A 23185-nucleotide genomic window follows, 5' to 3' on the forward strand; every position below is an offset into this window, starting at 1 on the left:
TGCCCCCTGGTGCGCCACCGCGGGTAACCGCAGAGGAATTTACTTGAGTTAGGCAACAAGATGGTAAAGTGCTTCTCATGCCCACACCACCGCAGCCGACCGCCCCCGCGTCGCAGGAGGTGATCGAGATCGAGCGAGCACTCACTCGCATCACCTACCTCATCAGCCGCACCCGCCAGCACGATCGCCTGATGACACTGGCCGGAGTGCCGCTGGACCGGGCAGCCGTGGCGCTGCTGCGGCAGATCGCCGAATCCGAGCCGCTGCGCCCTGGAGAGCTGGCCAACCGGCTGGCGGTGGAGGCCTCGCACATCACCCGACAGGTGCAGCAACTGCAGAAGTCCGGCTATGTGACACGTGTCCCCGACCCCGACGACCGCCGCGCCCAGCGCATCGAGCTCACCGACGCCGGACACGAAGCCGTGCGGCGCATCCGTGAGGCCGGCGCCCGCGGTATGCAGATGGCCCTGTCCGACTGGTCGCCCGATGACCTGCGGCAACTGGCCACCCTCTTCCACCGGATGGTCGACGACTTCCTCTCGCACGCCGACGACGAGGTAGGCGGCCAGGTCGCCTCGGCCGGAGCGGAACCCACGTCCTGACCCAGTCCTCCGGGAGTACATGTGCGACAGGCATTCGCCCACGACGCCGTCGTCGTCATGGACGCGGACGGTGATGTGAGTGCGCTCGGCGCGGCGGTCACCGTCGCGCTCTGCGGGCACTGGGAACACCCGCCCCCGTGTCCGCTGGCGCCGCACCACACCGCCGCGGAACCCACGGGCGGGGAGGGCGAGGTACACATCCGGGTACTGTTCGCCACGGAGGCCGCGGCCGAGTCAGAGGTCCGTGACCGTATCCACGACGCCCTGGCCGGCGAGTGTTTCCGTGGCCCGGACGGTGTCACCACGCACTGGCGGCTGCTCCGCACCGGGCCCGGCGCCGTTCGCGACGACGAGGAGGAACACGCCGCGCGGCTCAGCGGTCCTTAGGGGTCCTTGCACTATGCCCGCCCGGGTCGCGCGGCCTGGCACCGCTCCCCCAAGCTCTCGGCTGCGCTCGAGCAGGGGGCACCCCCATCCAGGGCTCTCCGGCGCCTTGCGATGCACGGCACCAGACCCGCGACCTCATCGGACGCTCATAGTGCAAGGACCCCTTAGGGCTCGCCGATAAATAATTCGTCGGCGAGCATCGCTCCTGAGCTGCGGTGTCAAGACCCGGAGCACGCAAGTTATTTCCCGGCGAGCCCTTAGAGCTCCGAACAACGCACACGGAACGGGCAAAGGGCGGTGGGGGGTGAACCCCCCACCGCCCGTCCTCAGTTCGTCAGTCCCTCAGCGCAGAGCCCCCTTCGTAGCGTCCGCGATGAACCCGCGGGCGAAGAAGGTGAACATCAGCATCAGTGGGATGACCGCCAGCAGCACGCCGGCCATCACCATGCTGTAGTCGGTCGAGTGACCGGCGTACAACTGGGCCAGCGCCACCTGCAGGGTGAGTTCCTCCGGGTTGACCAGCATCACCAACGGGAGGATGTAGTCGTTCCAGGCGGCGATGAAGGTGTAGATGCCGAGGAAGGCGAGCGCCGGCCGGACACACGGCAGCACCACGTGCCAGTACAGACGGAAGAACCCGGCGCCCTCGATCCGGGCGGCGTCCAGCAGTTCGTCCGGGACGCCGGTACTGGTGTACTGGCGCATCCAGAAGATGCCGAAGGCGTTGGCGGCGGCCGGCACGATGAGCGCCTTGAGCGTGCCCAGCCAGCCCAGCTGCACCATGATCTCGTACTGCGGGATGATCGCCAGCTGGGTCGGCAGGATGTACATCGCGAGCAGCAGCCCGAAGAGGAACTTCTTCGCCGGGAATTCGTACTTGGCGAAGGCGAAGGCGGCCAGCGAGTCGAAGAAGAGCACCAGCAGCGTCGTACAGACCGCCACGATCACGGTGTTGAGCAACGACCCGAAGAAGTCCATCTTGTCGAACAGGTGGTCGATGTTGGTCAGCAGGTTGTCGCCGAGCCACAGTTTCGGCGGGTAGCTGTAGATGTCCTGCGAGGTGTTGGTCGCCATGACGATGATCCAGTAGAACGGGAACACCGAGATGACGACACAGATCATCAGGATGACGTGGACGCTCAGGCCCCGGAAGCGTTTGCGGTTCAGGCTGTTCACGGCCGTCGCTCCTTCCCCTGCACCAGGCGCCAGTTGATGACGACGATGAGGAGGATCAGCAGGAAGAAGGCCCAGACGATAGCGGCGGCGTAACCGAAGTCGTTGTAGTCGAAGGCCTGGTTGTAGAAGTACAGCAGTGTGGTCAGGCCCGCCCGGCCCGGACCGCCGGAGTTGGGGTTGGTGGACGCGTCGCTGCCGAACAGCACCTGGGGTTCGGTGAAGCTCTGCAGTCCGGTGACGGTGGAGATCACCACGGTGAACAGGATGATGGGCCGCAGCAGCGGGATCGTGATGCTGAAGAACATTCGCGTCGGTCCGGCTCCGTCCATCCGGGCGGCCTCGTAGAGCTCCGAGGGGATCGCCTGCAGACCGGCCAGGTAGATGATGGCGTTGTAGCCGGTCCACTGCCAGGTCATCAGCGTCGCGATCACCAGCTTGATCGTCCACTCGTTGCTCAGCCATGGCACGGCGGACAAGTGCATCGCCTTCAGGACGGCATTGATGAGCCCGAAGTTGTTGCTGAAGATCGCGCCGAAGAAGATGGCGATGGCCACCAGCGAGGTGATGCTGGGGATGAACAGGGCCACCCGGTAGAAGGCCGTGAGGCGCCGGGTGGAGTTGATCAGTACCGCCATCACCAGCGCCATGAAGAGCATCGGCACGGTGGACAGTACCCAGATGACCAGGGTGTTGCGCAGGGACAGCCAGAACACCGGGTCGTCCCACAGGAAGCGGAACTGATCCAGCCCGACGAACTTCATCTCCCCGATGCCGTCCCACTTCTGGAACGCCAGATACACGGTGTAGAGCATCGGGAAGAGCATGAAGACCGAGAAGATCAGATAGTACGGCGAGATCGCCAGGTACTGCGTCCCGTACCTGGCGATCCAGCGCCGCGGCCCGCGCCGGGACCCGGCAGGCGGCCGGTGAGCCGGCACCGGCCGGACCCGGCGACCGGACCGCCCCGGACCGCGGTGGCGGTCCGGGGCCGGCTGCCCGGAGGGTCCGTTGGCGGATCCCGAGGACGGACCGGTGGGGACCGGGCCGGCTACCGGGCTAGACGACATGTCACTTCACTCCCTGCCGCTGGGCGATCTGCTTGGCCTGGCTGACCGCGTCCTTCCAGGCGGCTTCCGGGTCCTTGCCCTTGGCCTCGATGGCCGTCAGTTCGCTGTAGTAGGGCGCCGAGACCGCCGCGTCGGCCGGGGCCTCGTAGGCGGCGGGGATCTTCTCGGCCGCCGGACCGAAGATGTCGATGGTCTTCTGGCCGCCGAAGAAGGCGTCGCCGCCGGTCAGCTCGGGCAGCTTGTACGCGGCCGGGGAGGTCGGGAACAGGGCCGCGTCGGCGAAACCACGGGCCTGGTTCTCCGGGCTGAGGATCCACTTGACGACCTCGAAGGCCAGTTCGGGGTTGGCGCAGGTCGCGGGGAGGCACAGGAAAGAGCCACCGAGGTTGGACGGTCCGCTCGGCAGGCTCGCCACCCGCCACTTGCCCTTGGTGCCCGGCGCCGCGTTCTGGATGTCCAGCGCGTACCAGGCCGCGCCCAGGCCGGTGGCCACGGTGCCCTTGCTGATGGCGGCGTTCCAGGTGTTGTCGTTGATCTTCGCGTCGATGTCGAGGGTGTAGGGCTTGACGGCGGTGGTCCAGGCGGTACGGATGTGGTCCTGGTCGCCGATGAACTTGTTGTCCTCGTCGATGAACCGCTGGGTGCCCTGTCCTACGGCCATCGAGAACACCGCGCCGATGTTGTTGATCAGGAAGGACTTCGGCACCTTCTTGTGCAGCTCGACACCGGCGTCGAAGTAGGCGTCCCAGGTGGACAGTTGGGCGGAGACCTTGGCCGGGTCGGTGGGCAGTCCGGCCTGGTCGAAGATGTCCTCGCGGTAGTACACCGCGCAGGGGCCGATGTCGATCGGGAAGCCGATGACCTTGCCGTCCTGGGTGGTGGCCTGCTTCAGCTTCCACGACAGGTACTCGGGCGCCAGCTTGTCCATACCGAGAGAGTTCAGGTCGAGGAAGCGGTTCGCGTTGGGCAGGAAGGAGGCGATGTCCTCGCCCTTGATGCCGGTGATGTCCGGGGCGGTCTGGGCGGTCTTCATACCGGTGAGCAGCTTGGTCTTGAAGTCGCCGCCGATCACCGAGGTCTTCAGTTTGACATCGGAGAAGTGCTTCTTGGAGTCGGCCACGACTTTGTCGCTCAGCCCGCCGGCCCAGTACCAGAACTTCAGGTCCTTGCTGTCCTTACTGCCGCTCTTCCCGGACCCGCCGCCGCACGCGGTGGTGACACCTGCCGCGGCGGCCGTCAGTACGGCGGTCTGAAGGAATCGTCTGCGGGAAAGGTCCACGATCTTCTCCTAGGATTCGGCGTGTCCGGCAAGGACCTGCTTGTCATGGGCGGCGGGCGCGGCGGGGACCGGGGTCGCTGAAGAGCGTCGGCGACCGCGAACGCGCCTCGTTGCCCGGAACGTTGTGAGCTGGTCCTCTCGGACGTGCCGATGCGTCAGTGGCGGCGAACAATGCCTCTTCTCCGCTTCGGCCGACCGGAGTGGGGTCCGGGCCTGGCTCGAATTACGCAAGAGAGTGCACCCGGTGCGCGAGTTTGACAAGGGTCAAGCAGAGATCGAGACATTCATGCGTGACTTTGCTCGACTTTGGCGAGTATGGTCAGCCGCATGCTCCCTGACCGAAGACATGAGCTGATCCTGCGCGTTCTACGCGCGGACGGTCCCACCAGCGTGACGTCCCTGGCCGAGAAGGTCGGGGCGAGCCAGGCCACGATCCGGCGCGACCTCGTGCAGCTGGAGGAGGAGGGACTGCTCAAGCGCGTCTACGGTGGTGCCGTCCCGCTCCTCGGCGAGGACGATCCGTTCGCGGACGTGGCGGCGGTACGGGTGGAGGCCAAGGACGCCCTGGCCGCCCGGTGCGCACAAATGGTCAAGGACGGCGAGACGGTGCTGCTCGACATCGGCACCACGGCCCACCGGGTGGCACGCCATCTGCACGGCCGCTCGCTGACGGTGATCACCAGCAATCTCGCGGTCTACGAGGAGCTCCAGGACGACAAGGACGTCCAGCTGATACTGCTGGGCGGCGTGGTCCGGCGCGACTACCGGTCACTCGTCGGCTTCCTCACCGAGGACAACCTGCGGCAGGTCCACGCCGATCGGCTGTTCCTCGGCACCAGCGGCGTCCGCACAGACGGCCAGGTGCTGGACACCACCGCCGTGGAGGTGCCCGTCAAACGGGCGATGATCGCCGCCAGCGACCATGTGGTCCTGCTGGCGGACGCGGCCAAGTTCCCCGGCACCGGCATGGCCCGGGTGTGCGGGCCGGAAGACCTCGACGTCGTGGTGACCAACGCCCCGGCCGACGAGGCGACCTGTACCTCGCTCCGCGAGGCGGGAGTGGAGGTGGTCGAGGTATGAGACTGACGATCCTGGGCGGCGGCGGCTTCCGCGTCCCGCTCGTCTACCGGGCGCTGCTGGGCGACCGCAGCGAGGGCCGCGTCACCCAGGTGACCCTCTACGACCTGGACGCCTCCCGGCTGACCACCATTCGCAAGGTGCTCGCCGACCAGGCCGCCGGGCACCCCGACCCGCCCGCCGTCACCGTCACCTCCGACCTGGACGAGGCGGTCACCGGATGCGACTTCGTGTTCTCCGCCATCCGCGTCGGAGGTCTCGCCGGGCGGGCGGCGGACGAGCGGATCGCCCTGGAAGAAGGAGTCCTCGGTCAGGAGACCGTCGGCGCGGGCGGCATCTCCTACGGGCTGCGCACCATCCCGGTGGCGCTCGAGATCGCCCGCCGCGTCGCCGCCCTCGCCCCCGACGCCTGGGTCATCAACTTCACCAACCCCGCCGGCATGGTCACCGAGGCCATGACCGCCCACCTCGGCGACCGCGTGATCGGCATCTGTGACTCGCCGGTGGGCCTCGGCCGCCGGGTCGCCGGGGCGCTCGGCGTCGAACCGGCCCGCACCCGCCTGGACTACGTGGGTCTGAACCACCTGGGCTGGCTGTGCGGCCTGTACACCGACGGCCGGGACCTGCTGCCGTCACTGCTCGCCGACGAGGTCGCGCTGACCTCCTTCGAGGAGGGCAAGCTCTTCGGCGCCGACCTGCTGCGCACGCTCGGCGCACTGCCCAACGAATACCTGCACTACTACTACTTCAACCGCGAGTCGGTCGGCTCCGCACGGGCCGCCGAGCAGACCCGCGGCGCCTTCCTCCACTCACAGCAGCAGCGCTTCTACGACGCCATGGGCACCGCGGACGGCGGCCCGTCCGCGCCCCGCGCCGCCTGGAACGCCTGGGACGCCACCCGGCTGGAGCGCGAGACCACCTACATGGCCGAGAACCGGGACGCCGTCGGCATGGGTGAACGCGACTCCTGCGACCTGGAGTCCGGCGGGTACGAGCAGGTGGCCCTTGCCCTCATGCGGGCCATCGCCCTCGACGAGCGCGCCACGCTCATCCTGAATGTGCGGGGCCGCGGCAGGATCCCCGCCCTCGACGACGCCGCAGTCATCGAGGTCCCCTGCCACGTGGACGCCAACGGTGCCCACCCCATCGCCGGAGCGCCGCTGCCCGATCACGCCACGGGTCTGGTGTGCGCGGTCAAGGCGGTCGAGCGTGCGGTGATCCGCGCCGCAACCACGGGCGACCGCGCCGACGCGGTCAGGGCGCTGACCATCCACCCGCTGATCGACTCCTACACCGTCGCCCGGCGTCTGCTGGACGCCTATCAGCGGCACTTCCCCGAACTGGCCTATCTGGGCTGAGGGCCTGGGGCCGGGACGACTCCTTCACGACCGGTCGGAACCGGAGTGAGGGCCGGCCGATGGTCAGCCTGGCGCAGTTCGGCCAGCAACTCGCTCTGCCCGACCAGCAGTTCGGTCAGGATCCGGCGTGCCGCGCGGAGCAGTTCGGCGACGTCGCCGCCGGCCAGGGCGTAGCTGACGGTGGACCCCTCGCGGATGGACACCACGATCCCGGAGCGGCGCAGTACTGCCAACTGCTGGGAAAGGCTGGAGGGTTCGATCTCGATGTCGTCGAGCAGGTCCCGCACCGGGACCGGGCCGTTCTGCAGCAGCTCCAGGACCCTGATGCGCACCGGGTGTCCGAGCATGCGGAAGAACTCTGCCTTGGCCTGGTAGAGGGGGACCTGCATGGTGAATCGCTCGCTCCCTGCCGCGCTCGACGGGCTGTGTTCTTTCTGGCGCGGCGACCGTGTGCGCGCCGCCGCGGGCGTTTTTGTGCAACCGATCATCGCGGCTCCGGCCCCGCACACCCATGGGAATGCCCCGATCTGGATGTTCCCAGTTGAAGAAATCTTCAAGTCGTGGGCGTGCGGAGGCGCGGAGGGCGTGGCTGCCTAGACTTCCAACTCTGCTTCCACGCACTTGAGTTGGTGGCGGGCCATGGCCAGGTTGGACTTCGCCCGGTCGAGGACCAGGTAGAGGAACAGCCCGTTGCCGCCACGGCCCTTGAGCGGCCGGATGAGGTGGTACTGATTTCCCAGGGTGATCAGCATGTCCACGATGTCGCCCTTGAGGCCCAGGTGATCCATGGTGCGTGCCTTGGCGCGGATCACGTCGGTGTTGCCTGCGGCGGCGACGTTGAGGTCGAGGTCCTTGCTTCCCCCCAGGGTGCCCAGCGCCATGCCGCTGGTGTAATCGACGAGAGCGACTCCCAGCGCTCCCTCGATCGATGTCATGGTCTCCTTGAGCGAGGTCTCGATACTTGCCATACCCGGTATCTCCTCCTGGTTGCTGCGACGGCACGGGTGTCTGCGGCCCGTCCGGTGACCCGGACCATATGCACTGGGCGCGGTCGGCAGCCGAGTTGTTCCGGGACTGACAGAAGGAGCACCGGAAGACAGGAAGACAGGAGATCTTCTGACCGTCCAGGTGCGTCGAGTGACCACGCGGAGTCGACCATGGACCGGACGGACCGGACCGTCCGTCGCGCGAAAGCCGCCCCGCAGGGGCTCCCGCAGGACGGCCTGCCCATCACGCCGAGTCCTCCGGCCGTCTGTCGCCGGATGCCTCCGACACCCGTCGGCCGAAGCCCGGGGGGTGTGGGTCCGGCCGGCGAGTGAGTCCGGCCGGGGCGATGGGTCCGGCCGGCGAGTAGGTCCGGCATGGGGGGTAGGTCCGGCCGGGGGAGTGGGTCCGGCCGGCGGGACTGGGACCACCCGTGGGACTCGGTCGTGGGGCTGATCAGTCGGCCCAGTCGGCGCCGGGCCCCCGCACCTCGTCGAAGACCAGCCAGGTGCGGGTCGAGCGCACACCCGGTACCGCCTGGATGCTCTCCAGCACGACCTGGCGCAGTGCCGCGTTGTCCGGCGTACGCACCAGCACCAGGACGTCGAAGTCGCCCCCGACGAGGGCTATGTGCTCGACGTACGGGATCTCACGCAGCGCCTTCGAGATGTTCCGCCAGGCGTTCTGCTCGATGGTGACCGTCACGTACGCGCTGGTGCCGAGCCCGGCCCGCTGCGGATTCAACCGTGCGGTGAAACCGGTGACGACCTCCTCCGACATCAGCCGGCCGATGCGCGTGTAGGCGTTGGCACGCGAGATGTGCACCTGCTCGGCGAGCGCGCGGACCGACATCCGGCCGTCGTCGAGCAGCCGCCGCAGGATCTGCCGGTCGATCTCGTCGAGGGGGACGGGGACGGCAGTGCGTCCGGACATAGAGCCCATCGACGGGGCGTTCTCGGACACTTTGCTCTCCTGCTGAATCGGTCTCGGCAGTTCATCGCCGCTTTATCTGAGCCATTGAACAGACATTTCGCATTAGTGACCGTTCTTCTGTCAAGTGTCCAGAGAAACTGAGCGCCCGTGGGGCTCCCGCCTCCATGACGGGAGCCCCACTCAGTGCGCGGCTGCGGGGCGCAGGGTGCCGGACGTCGGCGATGGACGTCACATGCTCTTCAGCTTGAGGTAGCGCCGCGCCTCCGGCGCCTCGGCCAGGGCGATCATGGTCACGGCGACGGCTACGACGGCGACCGTGATCCGGACGACGCCGGCGGGGATGTGGATGCCTTTCCTCATGGTGGTTTCACCTCCTCTCGGCGAGGATGTCGGCGATCAAGGACTCGACGAAGGGCACCGAGCGCTCCACCGCCTCACGGACGGGCTCGCTGAGGCCGACGACGACGTCGGGTTCGTCGCCGTTCATACGGACCTCGGGCTCGCAGCCGACGACGAGGACACGGGGCAGCTCCCCCTCGCCGAGCCGGCGCGCCAGGGCGAGGACCTTGACCGGGTCCATGGCATGGGCCTCGGGCACCCCGTCGCCGGGCAGCGCGGCGAGGTCCGGCTCGATCACACTGAGTGTGCCGGCCTGCTGGCCGTGGGGGGTGGCGTCCAGCAGGACGACGGTGTCGTAGCCGTCGTGCATGCGGTACGCCAGATCCATGCCCCGGATGCCGAAGTCCGCGACGTGCACACCGTCGGCCAGGGGCCGTCGGGCGAGTGCGGCGGCGGCCTCGGGGCCGAAACCGTCGTCGGCCATGAACATGTTGCCGACGCCGGCGACCAGCACACGGTGGCCCGGCGGCTCGGCCGCCGGGCCGTCCAGCGGCTCGAGTTCGTCGGGCGCGAAGAAGAACCGGTGACCGATCTGGCTTGCGGACCCGAGGTCGCGCCCCGGGTCCCCCTCCAGGACGACCGCGATGTGCACCTGACCCTCGAAGTCCTCCTCCACAGCGGCGACTTCGGCGATACGCCCGTCCAGCGCCAGGTCCATGATGTCCGCCCGGCGGGACGGCCGCAGCCGGACGCGGGTGCCGGGCCGGCAGGCCGCACCCCGCACGTCGCTCACCTCGCTCGCGTCGTCGCTCACGCCGTTCACAGGCCCTCCCCGGGGACCGCACGGAACTCACGGATCGTGCCGTGCAGCGACATCAGCTCTTCGTGGTCCAGCCCCGCGCAGCGGTCCAGGATCTCCCGGGCACGCGGATCGCTGGCCCGGGCCTCCGCCTGCTCCTCCTCGGTCAGGCTGAGCACGCTCAGGATCAGCAGCTGGTCGATCTCCGTCCCGTCGAAGAGGTCACCGGGGCTCTCGGGGGCGACCCGCGGGAAGTCGTACAGGGTGACCGGCGAGGACAGCACGGTGCGGGCCCGCCCGTCGCCGGTGTCCTCGCCGACCAGGACCGGCCAGGTTCCCTCGTTGCGGCAGGCCGCCGCCGCCTCGCGCAACGGCTCGGGCGGGTCCAGGAGCGAGACGAAACGGCCCTCGTCACTGCTCAGCACGGTGTTCGTGGACACGAAGGCGTACACGGCCGCGGCTTCCCGGGCGTGCCGGGTGTCCGGGTCGGGGAGGGGGCAGCCGGGGGTGGTGTTCACGATCCGCACGGTCAGCCGCCGCACGCCGTCCGCCACCGGTTCGGCGGTCATCTCCACCGTGCCGGTCAGGCGGCGCCAGGAGCGTACGAGGGCGGCGCCGTCCGTCAGCGGTTCGGTGTCCGTGCCCTCGGGAATGTCGACGCAGGTGCTGCCCGGACCGCCGGTCAGGACGACCTCGCGTTCGGTCACCTCCTGCCAGCTGACGTACCGCCGGCCGTCCACCGTCAGCTCGTCGACCGGTTGTCCGTCCCGCGTCACCGTACGGTCCACGACGTGCAGGAACCGCACCCGCACGGTGAGGTCCGCGGTGGACCCCTCGTACAGCACCTGGGTGGTCATCGTGTCGGGTTCGCCGAGTGCCCCGGCGCAGCTGGCCGGGAAGACACCGCCGAAGGTCCACCGCTTGGCGTTCTTCAGGGCGGACCTGCGGTAGGGCCACAGCAGATAGCCCTCGTACAGGCAGGTCCGGGTGATCTTCTCGATGTCACAGAGGTCGGAGCGGGTCATGTGCAGGAGGTCCCCGAGTGGTGGAGGGCGGCGCCGTCGAGCAGGGCGCGCACGGCGTCGTCCGGACTGCCCAGGACGTGCCGGGCGCGGTAGGCGTCGAGCCGGTCGTAGGTCTCGCGGGACAGCCGCAGCCAGGGGCTGCCCGCGTGGTAGCGGTCGGTGAGGTCGTGCCACAGCGCGGCGGGCAGCGCGTACCGTGCGTCGCCGTCCGTCCAGGAGACCCGCGCGGCGACGAGTCCGCGCCCGCCCGGCCCCGGGTGGAAGACGGTTCCGCTGAACAGGAAGTCCAGCGGCACCTCGCCGTCGCCGACGGCCCGCAGGTACTTCACCACGGCCAGTTCGGTGTCGTACGAGCAGTCGACGGGGATCCCCACCGTGGTGCGCTCGTCGAAGGCCGGAACCTGGACTGTCGTCCGCGCCCAGGTGAGCGGCCGCATCCCGGTCGCCCACTGCTCCGGCGCCCCGAACAACTCGGCGAGCGCCTCGCGGGCCTCCGGGGCGTACCGGCGGCGGGTGACGTCGATACGGACGACCGCGGTCAGGCTGATGGAGCTGACGGGGGTGCCGCCTGTCCTGGCGATCTCCAGGCCGAAGCGGAGGGTGGGCAACGCGGCGAAGCGCTGCTCCTCCGCTCCGGTGACGGTGAACGTCAGGTCCGGCGTCACCGGAGCGGTCAGCGCGGGGGTCGCCGTCATGCGGGGGACAGGTTCGGCATGTCCCGGTCGACCGGGTTGCGGTGCCGGGCGTTGATGCCGGTGGAGCGGCGGGCCGTGGAGCGGTCGTTGCGCCGGTGGCCCGGCTGGCGCTTGATGAAGCCCTTGTGGTTGCCGCGCCGTACGCCCGCCACGTGCGCGGGCCTGTCCGGCTCGACGTCGGGCCTGCCTACGGTGATGCCCATGTCGCCTCCTCGGGGGTGAAGGGGGTGGGTTCGGTCGGTTCGCTGAGGTCACGGAAGAAGTCCTCGACCCGCCGCCACACCTCGGGGCCGCCGCCCAGGCCCTTCCAGTGTGCGCGCACGACGGCGACCAGGCGGTAGCAGTCGTCGAGCGGGACGAGCCAGTGCTCGCGCGCCCCGTTCGCCCGGTTCACCAGCAGGGCCAGCACGTCGCTGACCCGACCCGGCAGGTCCGGGTGGCACTCCTCGACCTCTCGCCAGTCGTCCGGGCGGACGGTGGCGCGCAGGGCGCCCAGGGGGCTCGGGTACGCGGCGGTGATCTCCCCGTTCTGCGCCGAACGGGTGAAGAAGGCGAGGGCGACGGGGATGCCGAGGCCCGCCCACACCGTGTCGTCGATGTGACAGCCGGCGAGGCGCCACCGCTCCTGCGGCAGCAGCCGGAAGCCGCTCGCCGCGGTGGCGCCGTGGTCGAACAGCACCGAACAGGCCCGGCAGGCGCAGTTGACGGTGCCGGTCGCGGGCTGGAGCAGATGGCGGTGCGGGTATCCGGGCGGCAGCGGTTCGGAGCACAGGTCGCACCGCTCCTCCCCGCCGCCCGGACCCCCGTCCCGGGCGGCGGCCTGCCGGGCCACGCGTCTGAGGCCGCTCATCCGGCCATACCTCCACTGCCCGCGGGCGTACGGCCGCGGAACAGCGAATCGACGGGGATCAGGGCCCCCTTCTGCGGGCCGCTCTCCACGGTCACGTCCTCGATCTCCGGCGCCCGCGCGGCCACCGCCTCCCGCACCGTCTGCTCGGTCCCCGCCGAGCCGCAGCCGCCCTTGATCCGCAGCCGCAGGGTCGTACCCGTCAGCTCCAGCAGTTCGGGGGGACCGGGCAGTTCGGCGAGTGCCCGCCGGACCCGGGTCTCGACCGGCTCGGGGTGCAGATCGTGCACCAGCAGCAGATGGCCGACCAGTTCGTCCGCGGCCAGCCGCCCCAACAGCTCGGGTTCGTCGGCCAGTTGGGCGGAGATCCGGCCCAGGCACTCGCCGTACAGTCCGACGAGTGTCTCGACGGTCTCCGCGGCCCGCGCCGCGGCGACGCCGTCCGGCAGGGTGTCCAGAGAGGACAGCCGCTCCTCGGCCAGCGCCACCTGACGGCGGGCATGTGTGTCGTCCCAGGGTTCGAAGGGCATCGCCGGACCGCCTAGCCGGCGAGTGCGCCGAAGGTGGGCGAGTGGGACTGCGTGAGGGTCCGGCCGCCGCCGAGATACATGTGCACCCCGCACGGCAGACACGGGTCGAAGCTGCGGACCGTGCGCATGATGTCGATGCCCTTGAAGTTCTCCGGCCCGTTCTCCTCGAAGATCGGACAGCCCTGCACCGCGTCCTCGTAGGGGCCGGGGGTGCCGTAGAAGTCGCGGGGGCTCGCGTTCCACGGGGTGGGCGGGTACGGATGGTAGTTGGCGATCTTGCCGTCGCGGATGACGAGGTGGTGGCTGAGCACCCCGCGCACCGCCTCGTGGAAGCCGACGCCGATGGCCTCCTTGGGCACCTTGAAGTCCTGGAAGGTCTTGGTGACCCCGGAGCGGACCTCGTTCAGGGCCTGGTCGACGAAGTGGAAGGCCATGGCCGCGGCGTAGGCGACGAAGTACATGCGGGCCCGGTTGCGCTCGATGGTGTTGGGGAAGGCCGGGGGCGTCCACTCCAGATGGGTCTCGGGCGTCGACGGGGTCTTCGGCAGGTCGATCCGCACACTGCGCCCGGTGGAGCGGACGTAGGGGGTGTCGACCTTGCCGGCGAGGGCGGTCGCCCAGAGGCGGGCGATGGGGCCGCCGCCGGTGTCCAGGGCGAGGAAGTCGTTGGTGCGCTTGTCGAACCAGCGGGGGCTCATCACCCAGCTGTAGTTGCCGCCGTCCAGGTCCCGCTTCTGCGGGGCGGGCAGCGTGGTCTGGTTCCACGGGTGGCGCTTGTCGACCGGGTTGCCGAGCGGGTCCTTGTCGACGAAGGTCTCCTCGCCGGTCCAGTCCTCGTAGTAGGAACTGCCGAGCAGGATGCGCATACCGAGGTTGATGTCGACCAGGTCCGTGGTGACGAGTTGGTTGTCGACCACGATGCCCGGGGTGACGAACATGCGGTTGCCCCACTCGTTCATGTTCTTGTAGTTGTAGTCGACGATCTCGGGGTCCTGGAAGGCGCCCCAGCAGCCGAGCATGGTGCGACGGCGGCCGACCTCCTCGTAACCCGGCAGGGCCTCGTAGAAGAAGTCGAAGACGTCGTCGTTCATGGCGACCGCGCGCTTGATGAAGTCCGTCGTGCGGGTGAGGCGCACCAGGTAGTCGGTGAACAGCTGCGGAGTGGCGACCGTGCCGACACCGCCCGGATAGAGCGTGGAGGGGTGCACATGGCGGCCCTCCATCAGGCAGATCATCTCGCGGGTGAGGCGGCTCATCACCAGCGCCTCTTTGTACGTGGCCCCTTCGAAGGGGTTGTACGAGCGCATGATGTCGCCGATGGTGCGGTGACCGTGCTGGTCGCCGCGTGGCGCCGGGGTGCGCTCCGCCCGCTCCCACACACCCGGGTTGGTCTCCTTGACCATGCGCTCGCAGTAGTCGACGAAGACCATGTTGTCCTGGAAGATCGTGTGGTCGAACATGTACTCGGCGGCCTCGCCGAGGTTGATGATCCAGTCGGCGAGCGGCGGCGGCTTCACCCCGTACGCCATGTTCTGCGCGTACACCGAACACGTGGCGTGGTTGTCGCCGCAGATGCCGCAGATCCGGCTGGTGATGAAGTGCGAGTCGCGCGGGTCCTTGCCCTTCATGAAGACGCTGTAGCCACGGAAGATCGACGAGGTGCTCTTGCACTCCACGACCTCGCGGGCATTGAAGTCGATCTTCGTGTAGATGCCCAGGTTGCCGACGATCCTGGTGATCGGGTCGAACGCGACGTCCGTCAGGGTGCGTTGCTCCGCGGGGGCGACTTGCCTCGTCGTCACTGGACGGCTTCCTCTCGTGCGGGGGGTACGGGGGTCACTTGCCGGGCCAGCGCGGCGCGAAGCCGGAGGTCAGCTCGGTGCGGTTGTGGCGCCACTTGGGCTCGCGGTTGACGGAGCGGTTGGTGAAGGCGCGCAGGGTGCGCACCAGCGGGCCGTAGGTGGTGGAGAGGAGGCCCGACGAGACGCTGCCGCCCGGGGGTTCGTCCATGAAGGGCATGAACTTGTCGGGGAAGCCGGGCATGGTGCAGCCGATGCAGACACCGCCGACGTTGGGGCAGCCGCCGATGCCGTCCATCCAACCCCGCTTGGTGACGTTGCAGTTGACGACCGGGCCCCAACAGCCGATCTTCACCTGACACTTGGGCGAGTTGTAGTCCTTGGCGAAGTCGCCCTGCTCGTAGTAGGCGGCGCGGTCGCAGCCCTCGTGCACGGTCTTGCCGAACAGCCAGGTGGGGCGCAGCTGTTCGTCGAGCGGGATGGGCGGGGCAGAGCCGGCCGCCTGGTACAGCAGCCAGGTCACCGTCTCCATGAAGTTGTCGGGCTGTACCGGGCAGCCGGGCACATTGACGATCGGCAGCCCGCCGGCCGAACGGAAGTCCCAGCCGAGGTAGTCGGCGAGGCCCATGCAGCCGGTGGGGTTGCCCGCCATGGCGTGGATGCCGCCGTAGGTGGCGCAGGTGCCGACCGCGACGACGGCGAACGCGCCGGGGGCGAGCCGGTCGATCCAGGTGTTGAGGGTGATGGGCTCGCCCGTGCGGGGGTCGTTGCCCATCGAGGTCCAGTAACCGTCGCCGTTGATGCGCTCGTTGGGGATCGAGCCCTCGACGACGAGGACGTACGGGTGGCCGAGTTCGCCGTCGGCGGCCTGGTGGAAGGCGCGGGTGAAATCGTCACCGCTCTCGTAGGAGAGCACCTTGTTGTGCAGCACCACTTTGGGCAGCCCCGGAATGGCACCGAGAACCACGTCCTCCAGGCTGGGCAGGGAGGCGGCGGTGACGGAGATGGTGTCGCCGTCGCAGCTCATGCCCTCGGAGGTCCAGAGGATGTGGACCTCCTCCACGGCTGCGTCTGTGGGGGCCTTCGTGTCGGTGCTCATGGCGCGTTCCTTCCTGGCGGCGTCCCCCGGAGCAGGCTGACATATAGGACATTCACTCACCATTCGGACACTCCGCTCTGAGGTGGGCCGGTCACCCCGTTCGGAGGTGCGCCGGCGTCCCCTCCGGCCGCCGCTTGCGGACGAACGCGGAGCGCAGCGCGTGATACGGGGCGGCCGGATCGTCGAAGACGGCCCGCATGCGGTGCAGTTCCGCCGCCCGGTAGGCGCCGAGCGGCCGAGCGGCCTCGTCGCGCTCCCGCCCCGCCTTCTTCGCGCCCAGCCGGGCGGGCAGGGACGTGGAGCGCGCCAGCCGGTCGGCCATCCGGGCGACCTGCTCCGCGAACACCCCGGGCGCGCACTCCACCACCCGGTCGACCAGCCCCAGCGACCGGGCGGCCGTGGCGCTGAGCGGCAGCGCGTCCCCGGTCAACCGCGCGGCCGCCACGGGGCCCACCCGGCGCGGCAGCGTGTACGTCCAGTACTCCGAGCCGTACAGACCCATCAGCCGGTAGTGCGGATTGACGACGGCACCGGAGCGGCACCACACCTCGTCCGCCGCGAGCGCCAGCATCGCGCCGCCCGCCGCCGCGTTACCGGGCAACGCCGCCACCACCAGACGGTCTGTGGTGGTCAGGATCGCCTCCACCAAGTCGTCGACGGCCTCGATGTTGGCCAGCGACTCCGCGGCGGGGTCCGCTGCCGCCTCGATGACGCCCAGGTGGATGCCGTTGGAGAAGAAGTCTCTTTCCCCGCCGAGGACGATCACGTCCACCGGTCGTGTCCTGGCCTCGCGGAAGACGGCGAGGAGGCGTCGGCACTGGTCCGTGCTCATGGCTCCGCCGGGAAAGCGGAACCTAACGAAGCCGACCGTTCCGTGTTCGTCGTAGGTGACCTGGGAATAGCTCCCGCACGCCGGCTCTCCACCGCCGGCCGTTGCGGGCTGGTCCTGCCCACGCGGCGGAGCCCCACCTGTCACAGTCCCGCGCCCCTGAAGGGGCGCCGAGTCACCGCCCAGGGCCGGCGTCGCCGGCAGCTTGAATGTCGCCGAGTCACCGCCCAGAGCCAGCGTCGCCGGCAGCTTGAACGTCGCCGGGCCGCCCGGTGTCCGGCGCGGCCGCAACTCCGGGATCCACACCGCGCCGTCCCTCGTGGCACGGCAGATCGCTCCGTCGCTCGTGGCCACGATCTCGCCGGGCGGGCCGGTGAACCCCGGCGCGGGGTGGCCGCCGTGGAGGTACCACTCGCGGCCCAGGAAGGCGTCCAGTACACCGGGCTGGGAGTCGGCGGCGCGCAGTTTGCGCAGCACCGTGTCCGTGGGGTCGCCGAGCCAGTCGATCCGGCGCTCCTCCTGGCGCAGATACGGCCGCCAGGTGTGCTCGGGCGGCGTGCGCGGCGTGTACGAGCCCGACGCGATGCGGTCCACGGCCAGATGTACCGCCCGCAGCGCCGCGTCCGAGAGCTCGCCCCGGTACAGGTCGCTCTTGCCGGCGTCCGGCGGTACCGCGAACTCCGCCGACGCCCACACCGGCCCGGCGTCCATCTCGGCCACCGCCTGCAGAACCGTCACACCCCAACGCGTCACGCCGTCCTGCACTGCCCGGTCCAGGGACGACGGGCCCCGGTCGCCGGGCGGCCCCGGATGGACGATGAGACAGGTGTACGCCGACCAGACCGCCTCCGGCACGGCAGTCGTCAGCATCGGCGCGATCACCAGCTCCGGCGAGTGCCCGCGCACCGCCGCCGTGAGCCTGTCGTCGTCGCCCAGCGCCAGTTCCACCGCGACCGTGTGGCCGCGGTCGCGCAGTTCGACGAAGACCCGCTGGGTGAGGCTGTTGAAGGCGCTGGACAGAAGAAGGATCCGCATCACGGCGGCGATGCTCCCCGGCCGTTCGTCCGCGCGGCGCGAGGCGCGCCCCCGCAGCCGGTGCGCTTGCGCCGCCCGGGGGAAAACGGCCCCGGTGCGCGCCCGAGTGCCGGACCGGGCCGCCCGCCGTCCCTACCGTGACGGACCATGCACGAGCTGTCGATCGCCGCCGCCGTCGTGGAGAGCGCCACGGGCGTCGCCCGTGAGCAGGGGGCGGAAGCGGTGGCCGGGGTCACCGTGCGGATCGGCGAGCTGTCGGGCGTGGTCCCGGACGCCCTGCGCTTCTCCTTCTCACTGGTCGCCGAGGGCACCGCACTGGACGGCGCCGAACTCGTCATCGAAGAGGTACCGGCCCACGCCCGCTGCGGCGGCTGCGACACACGCTTTGCGGTCGGCTCGCCCCCCGACCTGTGGTGCCCGCACTGCGACATCGCTGCGGCCGAGCTGCTCACCGGACGCGAACTGGAACTTGCGGAGGTACGAATGGCAGGGAGCCCCTGATGTGCCGCAGTGTCGACGTACGCCGGGCGGTACTCGCCAAGAACGACGGACTGGCCGCCGACCTCCGCGCTGAACTGGCCGAGCGGCGGGTGACCGCCGTCAATCTCCTCTCCAGCCCCGGCAGCGGCAAGACCGCCCTGCTGGAACTGGTGCTGCGCCGGGCCAGGGAACGCGGCCTCTCGGTCGCCGCCCTCACCGCCGACCTGGCAACCGAGAACGACGCCCGCCGTCTCGCCCGCTCCGGAGCCCCCGTCAAGCAGGTGCTGACCGGTGGGCTGTGCCACCTCGAGTCCGCGCAGGTGCGCGCACTCATCGACGGCTGGCTCCCGGACGGCACGCGGCTGCTGTTCGTGGAGAACGTGGGGAACCTCGTCTGCCCCGCCTCCTACGACCTGGGCGAGACGCTGCGGGTGGCGCTGATGTCGGTGACGGAGGGCGAGGACAAACCACTGAAGTACCCGACCGCCTTCGGCGCGGCGCACCTCGTGGTGCTCACCAAGACCGACCTCGCCGACGCCGTCGGATTCGACGCCGCCGCCTTCACCACGGCGGTGGAACGCGTCAACCCCGGGGTGGAGATCCTGCACACCTCGGCCCGCACCGGGCAGGGCGTCGACACACTCCTCGACCGGGTCCTGACGGTCGCGGACGGCGCCGTACCGCACGTTCCGTTGCTCGCGGCGAAGCACCTGCGGGAACACGGCCACGACCACGGCCCCGACTCCGCCGACCCCGACCACGGTCCGGCACACAGCCATGACCCCGACCACGGTCCGGCACACAGCCATGACCCCGACCACGGTCCGGCACACAGCCATGACCACGACCATGGTCCGGGTCACGACCACGGCCACGAGCGCGCGCCCGAGCCCAGCACCGCATGACCTCGACGGCGGCGACCGAGGGCCCGATCACCGAGGAACCGGCCGCGGGCGATCCGGCCACCGGCGCCACGACGACGGCGGACCGGGCGGCCGTGCGACGGCGCGTGACGGTGCGGGGAACCGTGCAGGGCGTTGGGTTTCGGCCGTTCGTGCACCGGCTGGCGGCGGAGCTGGACCTCGCGGGCCATGTGCGCAACGGATCCGAAGGCGTGGTCGCGGAGGTGGAGGGCTCCGAGGCGGCCGTGGCGGAGTTCTGCCGGGCCATCGACGAGCGCCCACCGCCCCTCGCGGACGTTCGGCAGATCACGTACGAGACCGTCGCGGCCCTCGGCACGCCCGGCTTCGTCATCCACGCCTCCGAGGGCGGCGGCACGAGCCCGGCGCTCATCCCGCCCGACACCGCCACCTGCGAGGACTGTCTGCGGGAACTCGTCGACCCGGCGGACCGCCGCCACCGGCACCCCTTCATCACGTGCACGCACTGCGGCCCCCGCTTCACCATCTCCACCGGCCTGCCCTACGACCGGGCGACCACCACCATGGCCGCGTATCCCCTGTGCCGGGACTGCGCCACCGAGTACGCCGACCCCGCCGACCGCCGTTTCCACGCCCAGCCGGTGGCCTGCCACGAGTGCGGGCCCCGGCTGCGGCTCACCGTCCCCGGCGAGCACCCCCTGCCCGGGGAGGACGCCCTCGTCCGGGCACGGCGGATGCTGGCCGAGGGAGCCGTACTGGCCGTCAAGGGACTCGGCGGCTACCACCTCGCCTGCGCCGCCGACGACGACGGGGCCGTCACCGGCCTGCGCGAGCGCAAGGAGCGCGGCGGTAAACCCTTCGCCGTCATGTGCGCCGACCTCGCGCACGCCGAGCGGCTCGGACACGTCGGCCCGGAGGAGCGGACGGCCCTGACTAGCCGTCGGCGGCCGATCGTGCTCCTGAGACGGCGCGCCGCGGCTACGGGACTGGCCGACGCGGTCTGCCCGGGCAGCCCGGACGTCGGAGTCATGCTGCCCTACACCCCACTGCACCGGCTGCTGTTCGGGCTGCCCGGCGATCCGCCGGGCCCTCAGGTGCTCGTGATGACCAGCGGCAACCGTTCCGGGGAGCCGATCGTCACCGACGACGCCGAGGCGCTGCGGCGGCTCGCCGGCATCGCCGACGGGTGGCTGTGGCACGACCGGGTCATCGAGGGGCCCTGCGACGACTCCGTGGTCCGGATCCGCCCCGACGGCGGCGGCGAGGTGGTCCTGCGCCGGTCGCGCGGCCACGTCCCGGAGCCGGTGGCGCTGCCCTTCACGGTGCCCCCCGTCCTCGCGGCGGGCGGCGACCTGAAGAACGCCCTTTGCCTGGGGGCCGCGGACACCGGCTGGTTCTCCCCGCACATCGGCGACATGGGCGACCTGGCCACCCAGCGTGCCTTCGAGGCCGCCGGGGACCGGCTGCGCGCCCTGACCGGGATCGCACCGGAGCTGCTGGCGGCCGACCGGCACCCCGGCTACCACTCCAGCCGCTGGGCCCGCCGGGCGGCCCGTTCGGCGGGCGGCACGCTGCGGCTCGTCCAGCACCACCACGCCCACATCGCCTCCCTCATGGCGGAGAGCGGTCTGGAGCCCGGAACGCGCGTCATCGGTGTCGCCTTCGACGGCACCGGCTACGGCGACGACGGGGCGATCTGGGGCGGTGAGGTACTGATCGCCGGCTACGAAGGCCACCGCCGCTTCGCCCATGTGCCGTACGCCCATCTGCCCGGCGGTGACGCGGGCGTGGCCAACCCCTGCCGCACCGCGCTGGCCCGGCTGCGCGCCGCCCGCATCGCCTGGGACCCGGACCTGCCCTGTGTCGCCGCCTGCCCACCGGACGAACTACAGCTGCTGCACCGGCAGTTGGACCGCGGCACGGCCTGTGTGCCGACCTCCAGCATGGGCCGGCTCTTCGACGCGGTCTCCTCGCTCACCGGGATCTGCCACCGGGCGGGCTACGAGGCGCAGGCCGCGGTCGAACTGGAAGCCGCCGCCGTCCTCGCCTGGCCGGAGCGGACCGGTGCCTACTCCTTCGCCGGGTGCCTCGACCCGGGACCGGCCCTCGCCGCGATCGTCATGGACCTGCGGTGCGGAGTGCCCGTCCCCGTGATCGCGGCCCGCTTCCACCGGGCGGTCGCGGCGGCCGTAGCGGAGGTCTGCCGGCGCGCCCGCCGGGAGACCGGGGTACGGGTGGCCGCGCTGTCGGGCGGGGTGTTCGCCAACGCCCTGCTCGACGCCGAGTGCGCGCGGCTTCTGTCGGCCGACGGCTTCACGGTGCTCCGCCACCGCCGGGTGCCCCCCAATGACGGAGGACTCGCGCTCGGCCAACTCGTCGTGGCGGCCCGGACGCCGGCCGCGTGACCCGTGACGACGCGCAAGGATCCGCAACTCCGCAACGACAAGGAGAACGCTGATGTGCCTGGCGGTGCCCGGCCGGGTGGTCGGAATCGAGGACCGGGACGACACACGCATGGCGCGGGTCGACTTCGGAGGGGTGGTCAAGGACGTGTGCCTGGCCTACGTCCCGGACGCCGAGGTGGGCGAGTACGTCATCGTCCACGTCGGCTTCGCGCTCCAGCGGCTCGACGAGGAGTCGGCGCGTGCCTCGCTGGAGCTGTTCGAACAACTCGGTCTGCTGGAAGAGGAGTTCGGCGACGCCTGGGCCCGCGCCGAGGCCGAGCGGAACGCCGGGCAGGAGGGCGTGCGATGAAGTACGTGGAGGAGTTCAACGACCCGGCGCTGGCCCGGCGACTGCTGGACGAGATCCACGCGACGGTGACCCGGCCGTGGGCGATGATGGAGGTCTGCGGCGGCCAGACCCACTCCATCATCCGCCACGGTATCGACCAACTCCTGCCGGACGAGGTCGAATTGATCCACGGACCCGGCTGTCCGGTGTGCGTGACCCCGCTGGAGATGATCGACAAGGCGCTGGCCATCGCCTCCCGCCCCGACGTGGTCTTCTGCTCCTTCGGCGACATGCTCCGGGTGCCCGGCACCGGCCGCGACCTGTTCCGCGTCAAGGGCGAGGGCGGCGACGTGCGGGTGGTCTACTCGCCGCTGGACGCCCTGACCATCGCCCGCCGCGAACCGGACAAGCAGGTCGTGTTCTTCGGCATCGGATTCGAGACCACCGCCCCGGCCAACGCGATGACCGTCCACGAGGCCCGCCGCCTCGGCATCGGCAACTTCAGCCTGCTCGTCTCGCACGTGCGGGTGCCTCCCGCCATCGACGCGATCATGCGGGCGCCCGAATGCCGCGTCCAGGCCTTCCTCGCGGCCGGCCACGTGTGCAGTGTGATGGGCACCGCCGAATACCCGGGACTCGCCGAGCGGCACCGGGTTCCGATCGTGGTCACCGGGTTCGAACCGCTGGACATCCTGGAGGGCGTGCGCCGGACGGTCCGTCAACTGGAGCGCGGGGAACACCGGGTGGAGAACGCCTACCCGCGCGCGGTGCGCGAGGCGGGCAATCCCGCCGCACTGCGCATGATCGAGGAGGTCTTCGAGGTCTCCGACCGGGCCTGGCGCGGCATCGGCGTCATCCCCGACAGCGGCTGGCGGCTGTCCGACGCCTTCCGCGAGTACGACGCCGAGTACCGCTTCGACGTCGGTGACGTCCGCACCGAGGAGTCCTGCGACTGCCGCAGCGGTGAGGTGCTCCAGGGCCTCATCAAACCCAACGAGTGCCCCGCGTTCGGCGGCACCTGCACGCCGCGCACCCCGCTCGGCGCGACGATGGTCTCCAGCGAGGGGGCCTGCGCGGCGTACTACCTGTACCGGCGACTGGAGGTGACCCCCGTTGGCTGACACCGGAGCGATCGGCGCCGGAGCGAGCGGCACGGCGATCGGGACCGGCGTGATCGACACGGTCGTGGATCCCGCCAACTGGTCCTGCCCGGCGCCCCTGCGCGACCACC

25 protein-coding genes are annotated in these 23185 nt (G+C 70.4%); 9 read left to right on the forward strand and 16 right to left on the reverse strand.

The genetic code is table 11. The features are described from left to right. The first annotated feature begins 77 nt into the window (after nt 1–77). Nucleotides 78–602, forward strand: a complete 525-nt coding sequence (locus EF387_RS10225; protein ID WP_128376203.1) for a MarR family winged helix-turn-helix transcriptional regulator — start codon at nt 78–80, stop codon at nt 600–602. 21 nt (nt 603–623) lie between these two features. Then, on the forward strand, nt 624–989 hold the full coding sequence (locus EF387_RS10230) for a hypothetical protein (RefSeq protein WP_128376204.1): 366 nt from the start codon (nt 624–626) through the stop codon (nt 987–989). 342 nt (nt 990–1331) lie between these two features. Here the strand turns inward: EF387_RS10230 and EF387_RS10235 are convergent, their stop codons facing one another. The 3 genes from EF387_RS10235 to EF387_RS10245 all read right to left on the reverse strand — a co-directional run bounded on the left by EF387_RS10235 (nt 1332) and on the right by EF387_RS10245 (nt 4511). After that, the gene (locus EF387_RS10235; RefSeq protein ID WP_128376571.1) at nt 1332–2111 is read right to left on the reverse strand and encodes a carbohydrate ABC transporter permease; all 780 of its coding nucleotides are present in this window, start codon (nt 2109–2111) and stop codon (nt 1332–1334) included. Nucleotides 2112–2161: 50 nt separating this feature from the next. Continuing rightward, on the reverse strand, nt 2162–3103 hold the full coding sequence (locus tag EF387_RS10240) for a carbohydrate ABC transporter permease (protein WP_238431429.1): 942 nt from the start codon (nt 3101–3103) through the stop codon (nt 2162–2164). Nucleotides 3104–3233: 130 nt separating this feature from the next. Next, nucleotides 3234–4511: an extracellular solute-binding protein gene (locus tag EF387_RS10245; RefSeq protein WP_128376206.1), complete on the reverse strand. Its 1278-nt coding sequence runs from the start codon at nt 4509–4511 to the stop codon at nt 3234–3236. A gap of 327 nt (nt 4512–4838) precedes the next feature. Between EF387_RS10245 and EF387_RS10250 the strand changes: the two genes are divergently transcribed. Then, nucleotides 4839–5591 carry a DeoR/GlpR family DNA-binding transcription regulator gene (locus EF387_RS10250; protein WP_128376207.1) on the forward strand — a complete coding sequence of 251 codons (753 nt, stop codon included), beginning with the start codon at nt 4839–4841 and terminating at the stop codon, nt 5589–5591. Next, nucleotides 5588–6946, forward strand: a complete 1359-nt coding sequence (locus EF387_RS10255; RefSeq protein ID WP_128376208.1) for a 6-phospho-beta-glucosidase — start codon at nt 5588–5590, stop codon at nt 6944–6946. Before EF387_RS10250 ends, EF387_RS10255 begins: the two co-directional genes overlap by 4 nt. Here the strand turns inward: EF387_RS10255 and EF387_RS10260 are convergent. The 13 genes from EF387_RS10260 to EF387_RS10315 form a co-directional block, all read right to left on the reverse strand. After that, nucleotides 6934–7335, reverse strand: a complete 402-nt coding sequence (locus EF387_RS10260; RefSeq protein WP_128376209.1) for an ArsR/SmtB family transcription factor — start codon at nt 7333–7335, stop codon at nt 6934–6936. The two genes, EF387_RS10255 and EF387_RS10260, sit on opposite strands and share 13 nt — an antisense overlap. Nucleotides 7336–7539: 204 nt before the next feature. After that, nucleotides 7540–7914: a hypothetical protein gene (locus EF387_RS10265; RefSeq protein WP_128376210.1), complete on the reverse strand. Its 375-nt coding sequence runs from the start codon at nt 7912–7914 to the stop codon at nt 7540–7542. A 472-nt stretch (nt 7915–8386) separates the two neighbouring features. Further along, nucleotides 8387–8872 carry an Lrp/AsnC family transcriptional regulator gene (locus EF387_RS10270; protein ID WP_128376572.1) on the reverse strand — a complete coding sequence of 162 codons (486 nt, stop codon included), beginning with the start codon at nt 8870–8872 and terminating at the stop codon, nt 8387–8389. 219 nt (nt 8873–9091) lie between these two features. Further along, the gene (locus EF387_RS49410; protein WP_274388930.1) at nt 9092–9223 is read right to left on the reverse strand and encodes a hypothetical protein; all 132 of its coding nucleotides are present in this window, start codon (nt 9221–9223) and stop codon (nt 9092–9094) included. Between the two features lie 7 nt (nt 9224–9230). Next, nucleotides 9231–10025 carry a hydrogenase maturation protease gene (locus EF387_RS10275; RefSeq protein ID WP_238431430.1) on the reverse strand — a complete coding sequence of 265 codons (795 nt, stop codon included), beginning with the start codon at nt 10023–10025 and terminating at the stop codon, nt 9231–9233. After that, nucleotides 10022–11026 (reverse strand): hypothetical protein, encoded by a 1005-nt coding sequence (locus EF387_RS10280; protein ID WP_128376211.1) that lies wholly within the window; start codon nt 11024–11026, stop codon nt 10022–10024. Before EF387_RS10280 ends, EF387_RS10275 begins: the two co-directional genes overlap by 4 nt. Then, nucleotides 11023–11721 carry a DUF6084 family protein gene (locus EF387_RS10285; RefSeq protein WP_128376212.1) on the reverse strand — a complete coding sequence of 233 codons (699 nt, stop codon included), beginning with the start codon at nt 11719–11721 and terminating at the stop codon, nt 11023–11025. The genes EF387_RS10280 and EF387_RS10285 overlap by 4 nt, the downstream gene beginning before the upstream one ends. Continuing rightward, a complete protein-coding gene (locus tag EF387_RS10290; protein WP_128376213.1) occupies nt 11718–11924 on the reverse strand; it encodes a hypothetical protein in 207 nt (68 codons plus the stop codon). The genes EF387_RS10285 and EF387_RS10290 overlap by 4 nt, the downstream gene beginning before the upstream one ends. Continuing rightward, on the reverse strand, nt 11909–12571 hold the full coding sequence (locus EF387_RS10295) for a DUF5947 family protein (RefSeq protein WP_128376214.1): 663 nt from the start codon (nt 12569–12571) through the stop codon (nt 11909–11911). The genes EF387_RS10290 and EF387_RS10295 overlap by 16 nt, the downstream gene beginning before the upstream one ends. Next, nucleotides 12568–13098: a nitrogen fixation protein NifU gene (locus tag EF387_RS10300; RefSeq protein WP_128376215.1), complete on the reverse strand. Its 531-nt coding sequence runs from the start codon at nt 13096–13098 to the stop codon at nt 12568–12570. The genes EF387_RS10295 and EF387_RS10300 overlap by 4 nt, the downstream gene beginning before the upstream one ends. Nucleotides 13099–13109: 11 nt before the next feature. After that, a complete protein-coding gene (locus tag EF387_RS10305) occupies nt 13110–14900 on the reverse strand; it encodes a nickel-dependent hydrogenase large subunit (RefSeq protein ID WP_128376216.1) in 1791 nt (596 codons plus the stop codon). A gap of 34 nt (nt 14901–14934) precedes the next feature. After that, on the reverse strand, nt 14935–15996 hold the full coding sequence (locus tag EF387_RS10310; protein ID WP_128376217.1) for an NADH-quinone oxidoreductase subunit B family protein: 1062 nt from the start codon (nt 15994–15996) through the stop codon (nt 14935–14937). A 91-nt stretch (nt 15997–16087) separates the two neighbouring features. Further along, nucleotides 16088–17860, reverse strand: coding sequence for an enoyl-CoA hydratase-related protein (locus tag EF387_RS10315; RefSeq protein ID WP_128376218.1), 1773 nt, complete (start codon nt 17858–17860; stop codon nt 16088–16090). A gap of 147 nt (nt 17861–18007) precedes the next feature. On the opposite strand from EF387_RS10315, the gene hypA reads away from it, so the two are divergent. The 5 genes from hypA to hypD are packed head-to-tail and all read left to right on the forward strand — an operon-like array spanning nt 18008 to nt 23075. Then, on the forward strand, nt 18008–18361 hold the full coding sequence (gene hypA, locus EF387_RS10320; protein ID WP_128376219.1) for a hydrogenase maturation nickel metallochaperone HypA: 354 nt from the start codon (nt 18008–18010) through the stop codon (nt 18359–18361). Beyond that, a complete protein-coding gene (gene hypB, locus EF387_RS10325) occupies nt 18361–19245 on the forward strand; it encodes a hydrogenase nickel incorporation protein HypB (protein ID WP_128376220.1) in 885 nt (294 codons plus the stop codon). The genes hypA and hypB overlap by 1 nt, the downstream gene beginning before the upstream one ends. Next, on the forward strand, nt 19242–21626 hold the full coding sequence (hypF, locus tag EF387_RS10330; protein WP_128376221.1) for a carbamoyltransferase HypF: 2385 nt from the start codon (nt 19242–19244) through the stop codon (nt 21624–21626). The genes hypB and hypF overlap by 4 nt, the downstream gene beginning before the upstream one ends. Nucleotides 21627–21678: 52 nt before the next feature. After that, nucleotides 21679–21975 carry a HypC/HybG/HupF family hydrogenase formation chaperone gene (locus EF387_RS10335; RefSeq protein WP_128376222.1) on the forward strand — a complete coding sequence of 99 codons (297 nt, stop codon included), beginning with the start codon at nt 21679–21681 and terminating at the stop codon, nt 21973–21975. Then, the gene (hypD, locus tag EF387_RS10340) at nt 21972–23075 is read left to right on the forward strand and encodes a hydrogenase formation protein HypD (protein WP_128376223.1); all 1104 of its coding nucleotides are present in this window, start codon (nt 21972–21974) and stop codon (nt 23073–23075) included. Before EF387_RS10335 ends, hypD begins: the two co-directional genes overlap by 4 nt. Nucleotides 23076–23185 lie beyond the last annotated feature (110 nt).

It is taken from the genome of Streptomyces cavernae, assembly GCF_004023625.1.
GTDB lineage: Bacteria > Actinomycetota > Actinomycetes > Streptomycetales > Streptomycetaceae > Streptomyces > Streptomyces cavernae.

Bases quoted from the DNA above. Each gene is read 5' to 3' on its own strand.
- EF387_RS10235 (WP_128376571.1), bottom strand. From the start codon at position 2,111: ATGATCTGTGTCGTCATCTCGGTGTTCCCGTTCTACTGGATCATCGTC.
- EF387_RS10280 (WP_128376211.1), bottom strand. From the start codon at position 11,026: ATGACCCGCTCCGACCTCTGTGACATCGAGAAGATCACCCGGACCTGC.
- EF387_RS10265 (WP_128376210.1), bottom strand. From the start codon at position 7,914: ATGGCAAGTATCGAGACCTCGCTCAAGGAGACCATGACATCGATCGAG.
- EF387_RS10290 (WP_128376213.1), bottom strand. From the start codon at position 11,924: ATGGGCATCACCGTAGGCAGGCCCGACGTCGAGCCGGACAGGCCCGCG.
- EF387_RS10315 (WP_128376218.1), bottom strand. From the start codon at position 17,860: ATGCGGATCCTTCTTCTGTCCAGCGCCTTCAACAGCCTCACCCAGCGG.
- EF387_RS10285 (WP_128376212.1), bottom strand. From the start codon at position 11,721: ATGACGGCGACCCCCGCGCTGACCGCTCCGGTGACGCCGGACCTGACG.
- hypD (WP_128376223.1), top strand. From the start codon at position 21,972: ATGAAGTACGTGGAGGAGTTCAACGACCCGGCGCTGGCCCGGCGACTG.
- EF387_RS10270 (WP_128376572.1), bottom strand. From the start codon at position 8,872: ATGGGCTCTATGTCCGGACGCACTGCCGTCCCCGTCCCCCTCGACGAG.
- EF387_RS10225 (WP_128376203.1), top strand. From the start codon at position 78: ATGCCCACACCACCGCAGCCGACCGCCCCCGCGTCGCAGGAGGTGATC.
- EF387_RS49410 (WP_274388930.1), bottom strand. From the start codon at position 9,223: ATGAGGAAAGGCATCCACATCCCCGCCGGCGTCGTCCGGATCACGGTC.
- EF387_RS10250 (WP_128376207.1), top strand. From the start codon at position 4,839: ATGCTCCCTGACCGAAGACATGAGCTGATCCTGCGCGTTCTACGCGCG.
- EF387_RS10260 (WP_128376209.1), bottom strand. From the start codon at position 7,335: ATGCAGGTCCCCCTCTACCAGGCCAAGGCAGAGTTCTTCCGCATGCTC.
- EF387_RS10335 (WP_128376222.1), top strand. From the start codon at position 21,679: ATGTGCCTGGCGGTGCCCGGCCGGGTGGTCGGAATCGAGGACCGGGAC.
- EF387_RS10295 (WP_128376214.1), bottom strand. From the start codon at position 12,571: ATGAGCGGCCTCAGACGCGTGGCCCGGCAGGCCGCCGCCCGGGACGGG.
- EF387_RS10310 (WP_128376217.1), bottom strand. From the start codon at position 15,996: ATGAGCACCGACACGAAGGCCCCCACAGACGCAGCCGTGGAGGAGGTC.
- EF387_RS10300 (WP_128376215.1), bottom strand. From the start codon at position 13,098: ATGCCCTTCGAACCCTGGGACGACACACATGCCCGCCGTCAGGTGGCG.
- hypF (WP_128376221.1), top strand. From the start codon at position 19,242: ATGACCTCGACGGCGGCGACCGAGGGCCCGATCACCGAGGAACCGGCC.
- hypB (WP_128376220.1), top strand. From the start codon at position 18,361: ATGTGCCGCAGTGTCGACGTACGCCGGGCGGTACTCGCCAAGAACGAC.
- hypA (WP_128376219.1), top strand. From the start codon at position 18,008: ATGCACGAGCTGTCGATCGCCGCCGCCGTCGTGGAGAGCGCCACGGGC.
- EF387_RS10255 (WP_128376208.1), top strand. From the start codon at position 5,588: ATGAGACTGACGATCCTGGGCGGCGGCGGCTTCCGCGTCCCGCTCGTC.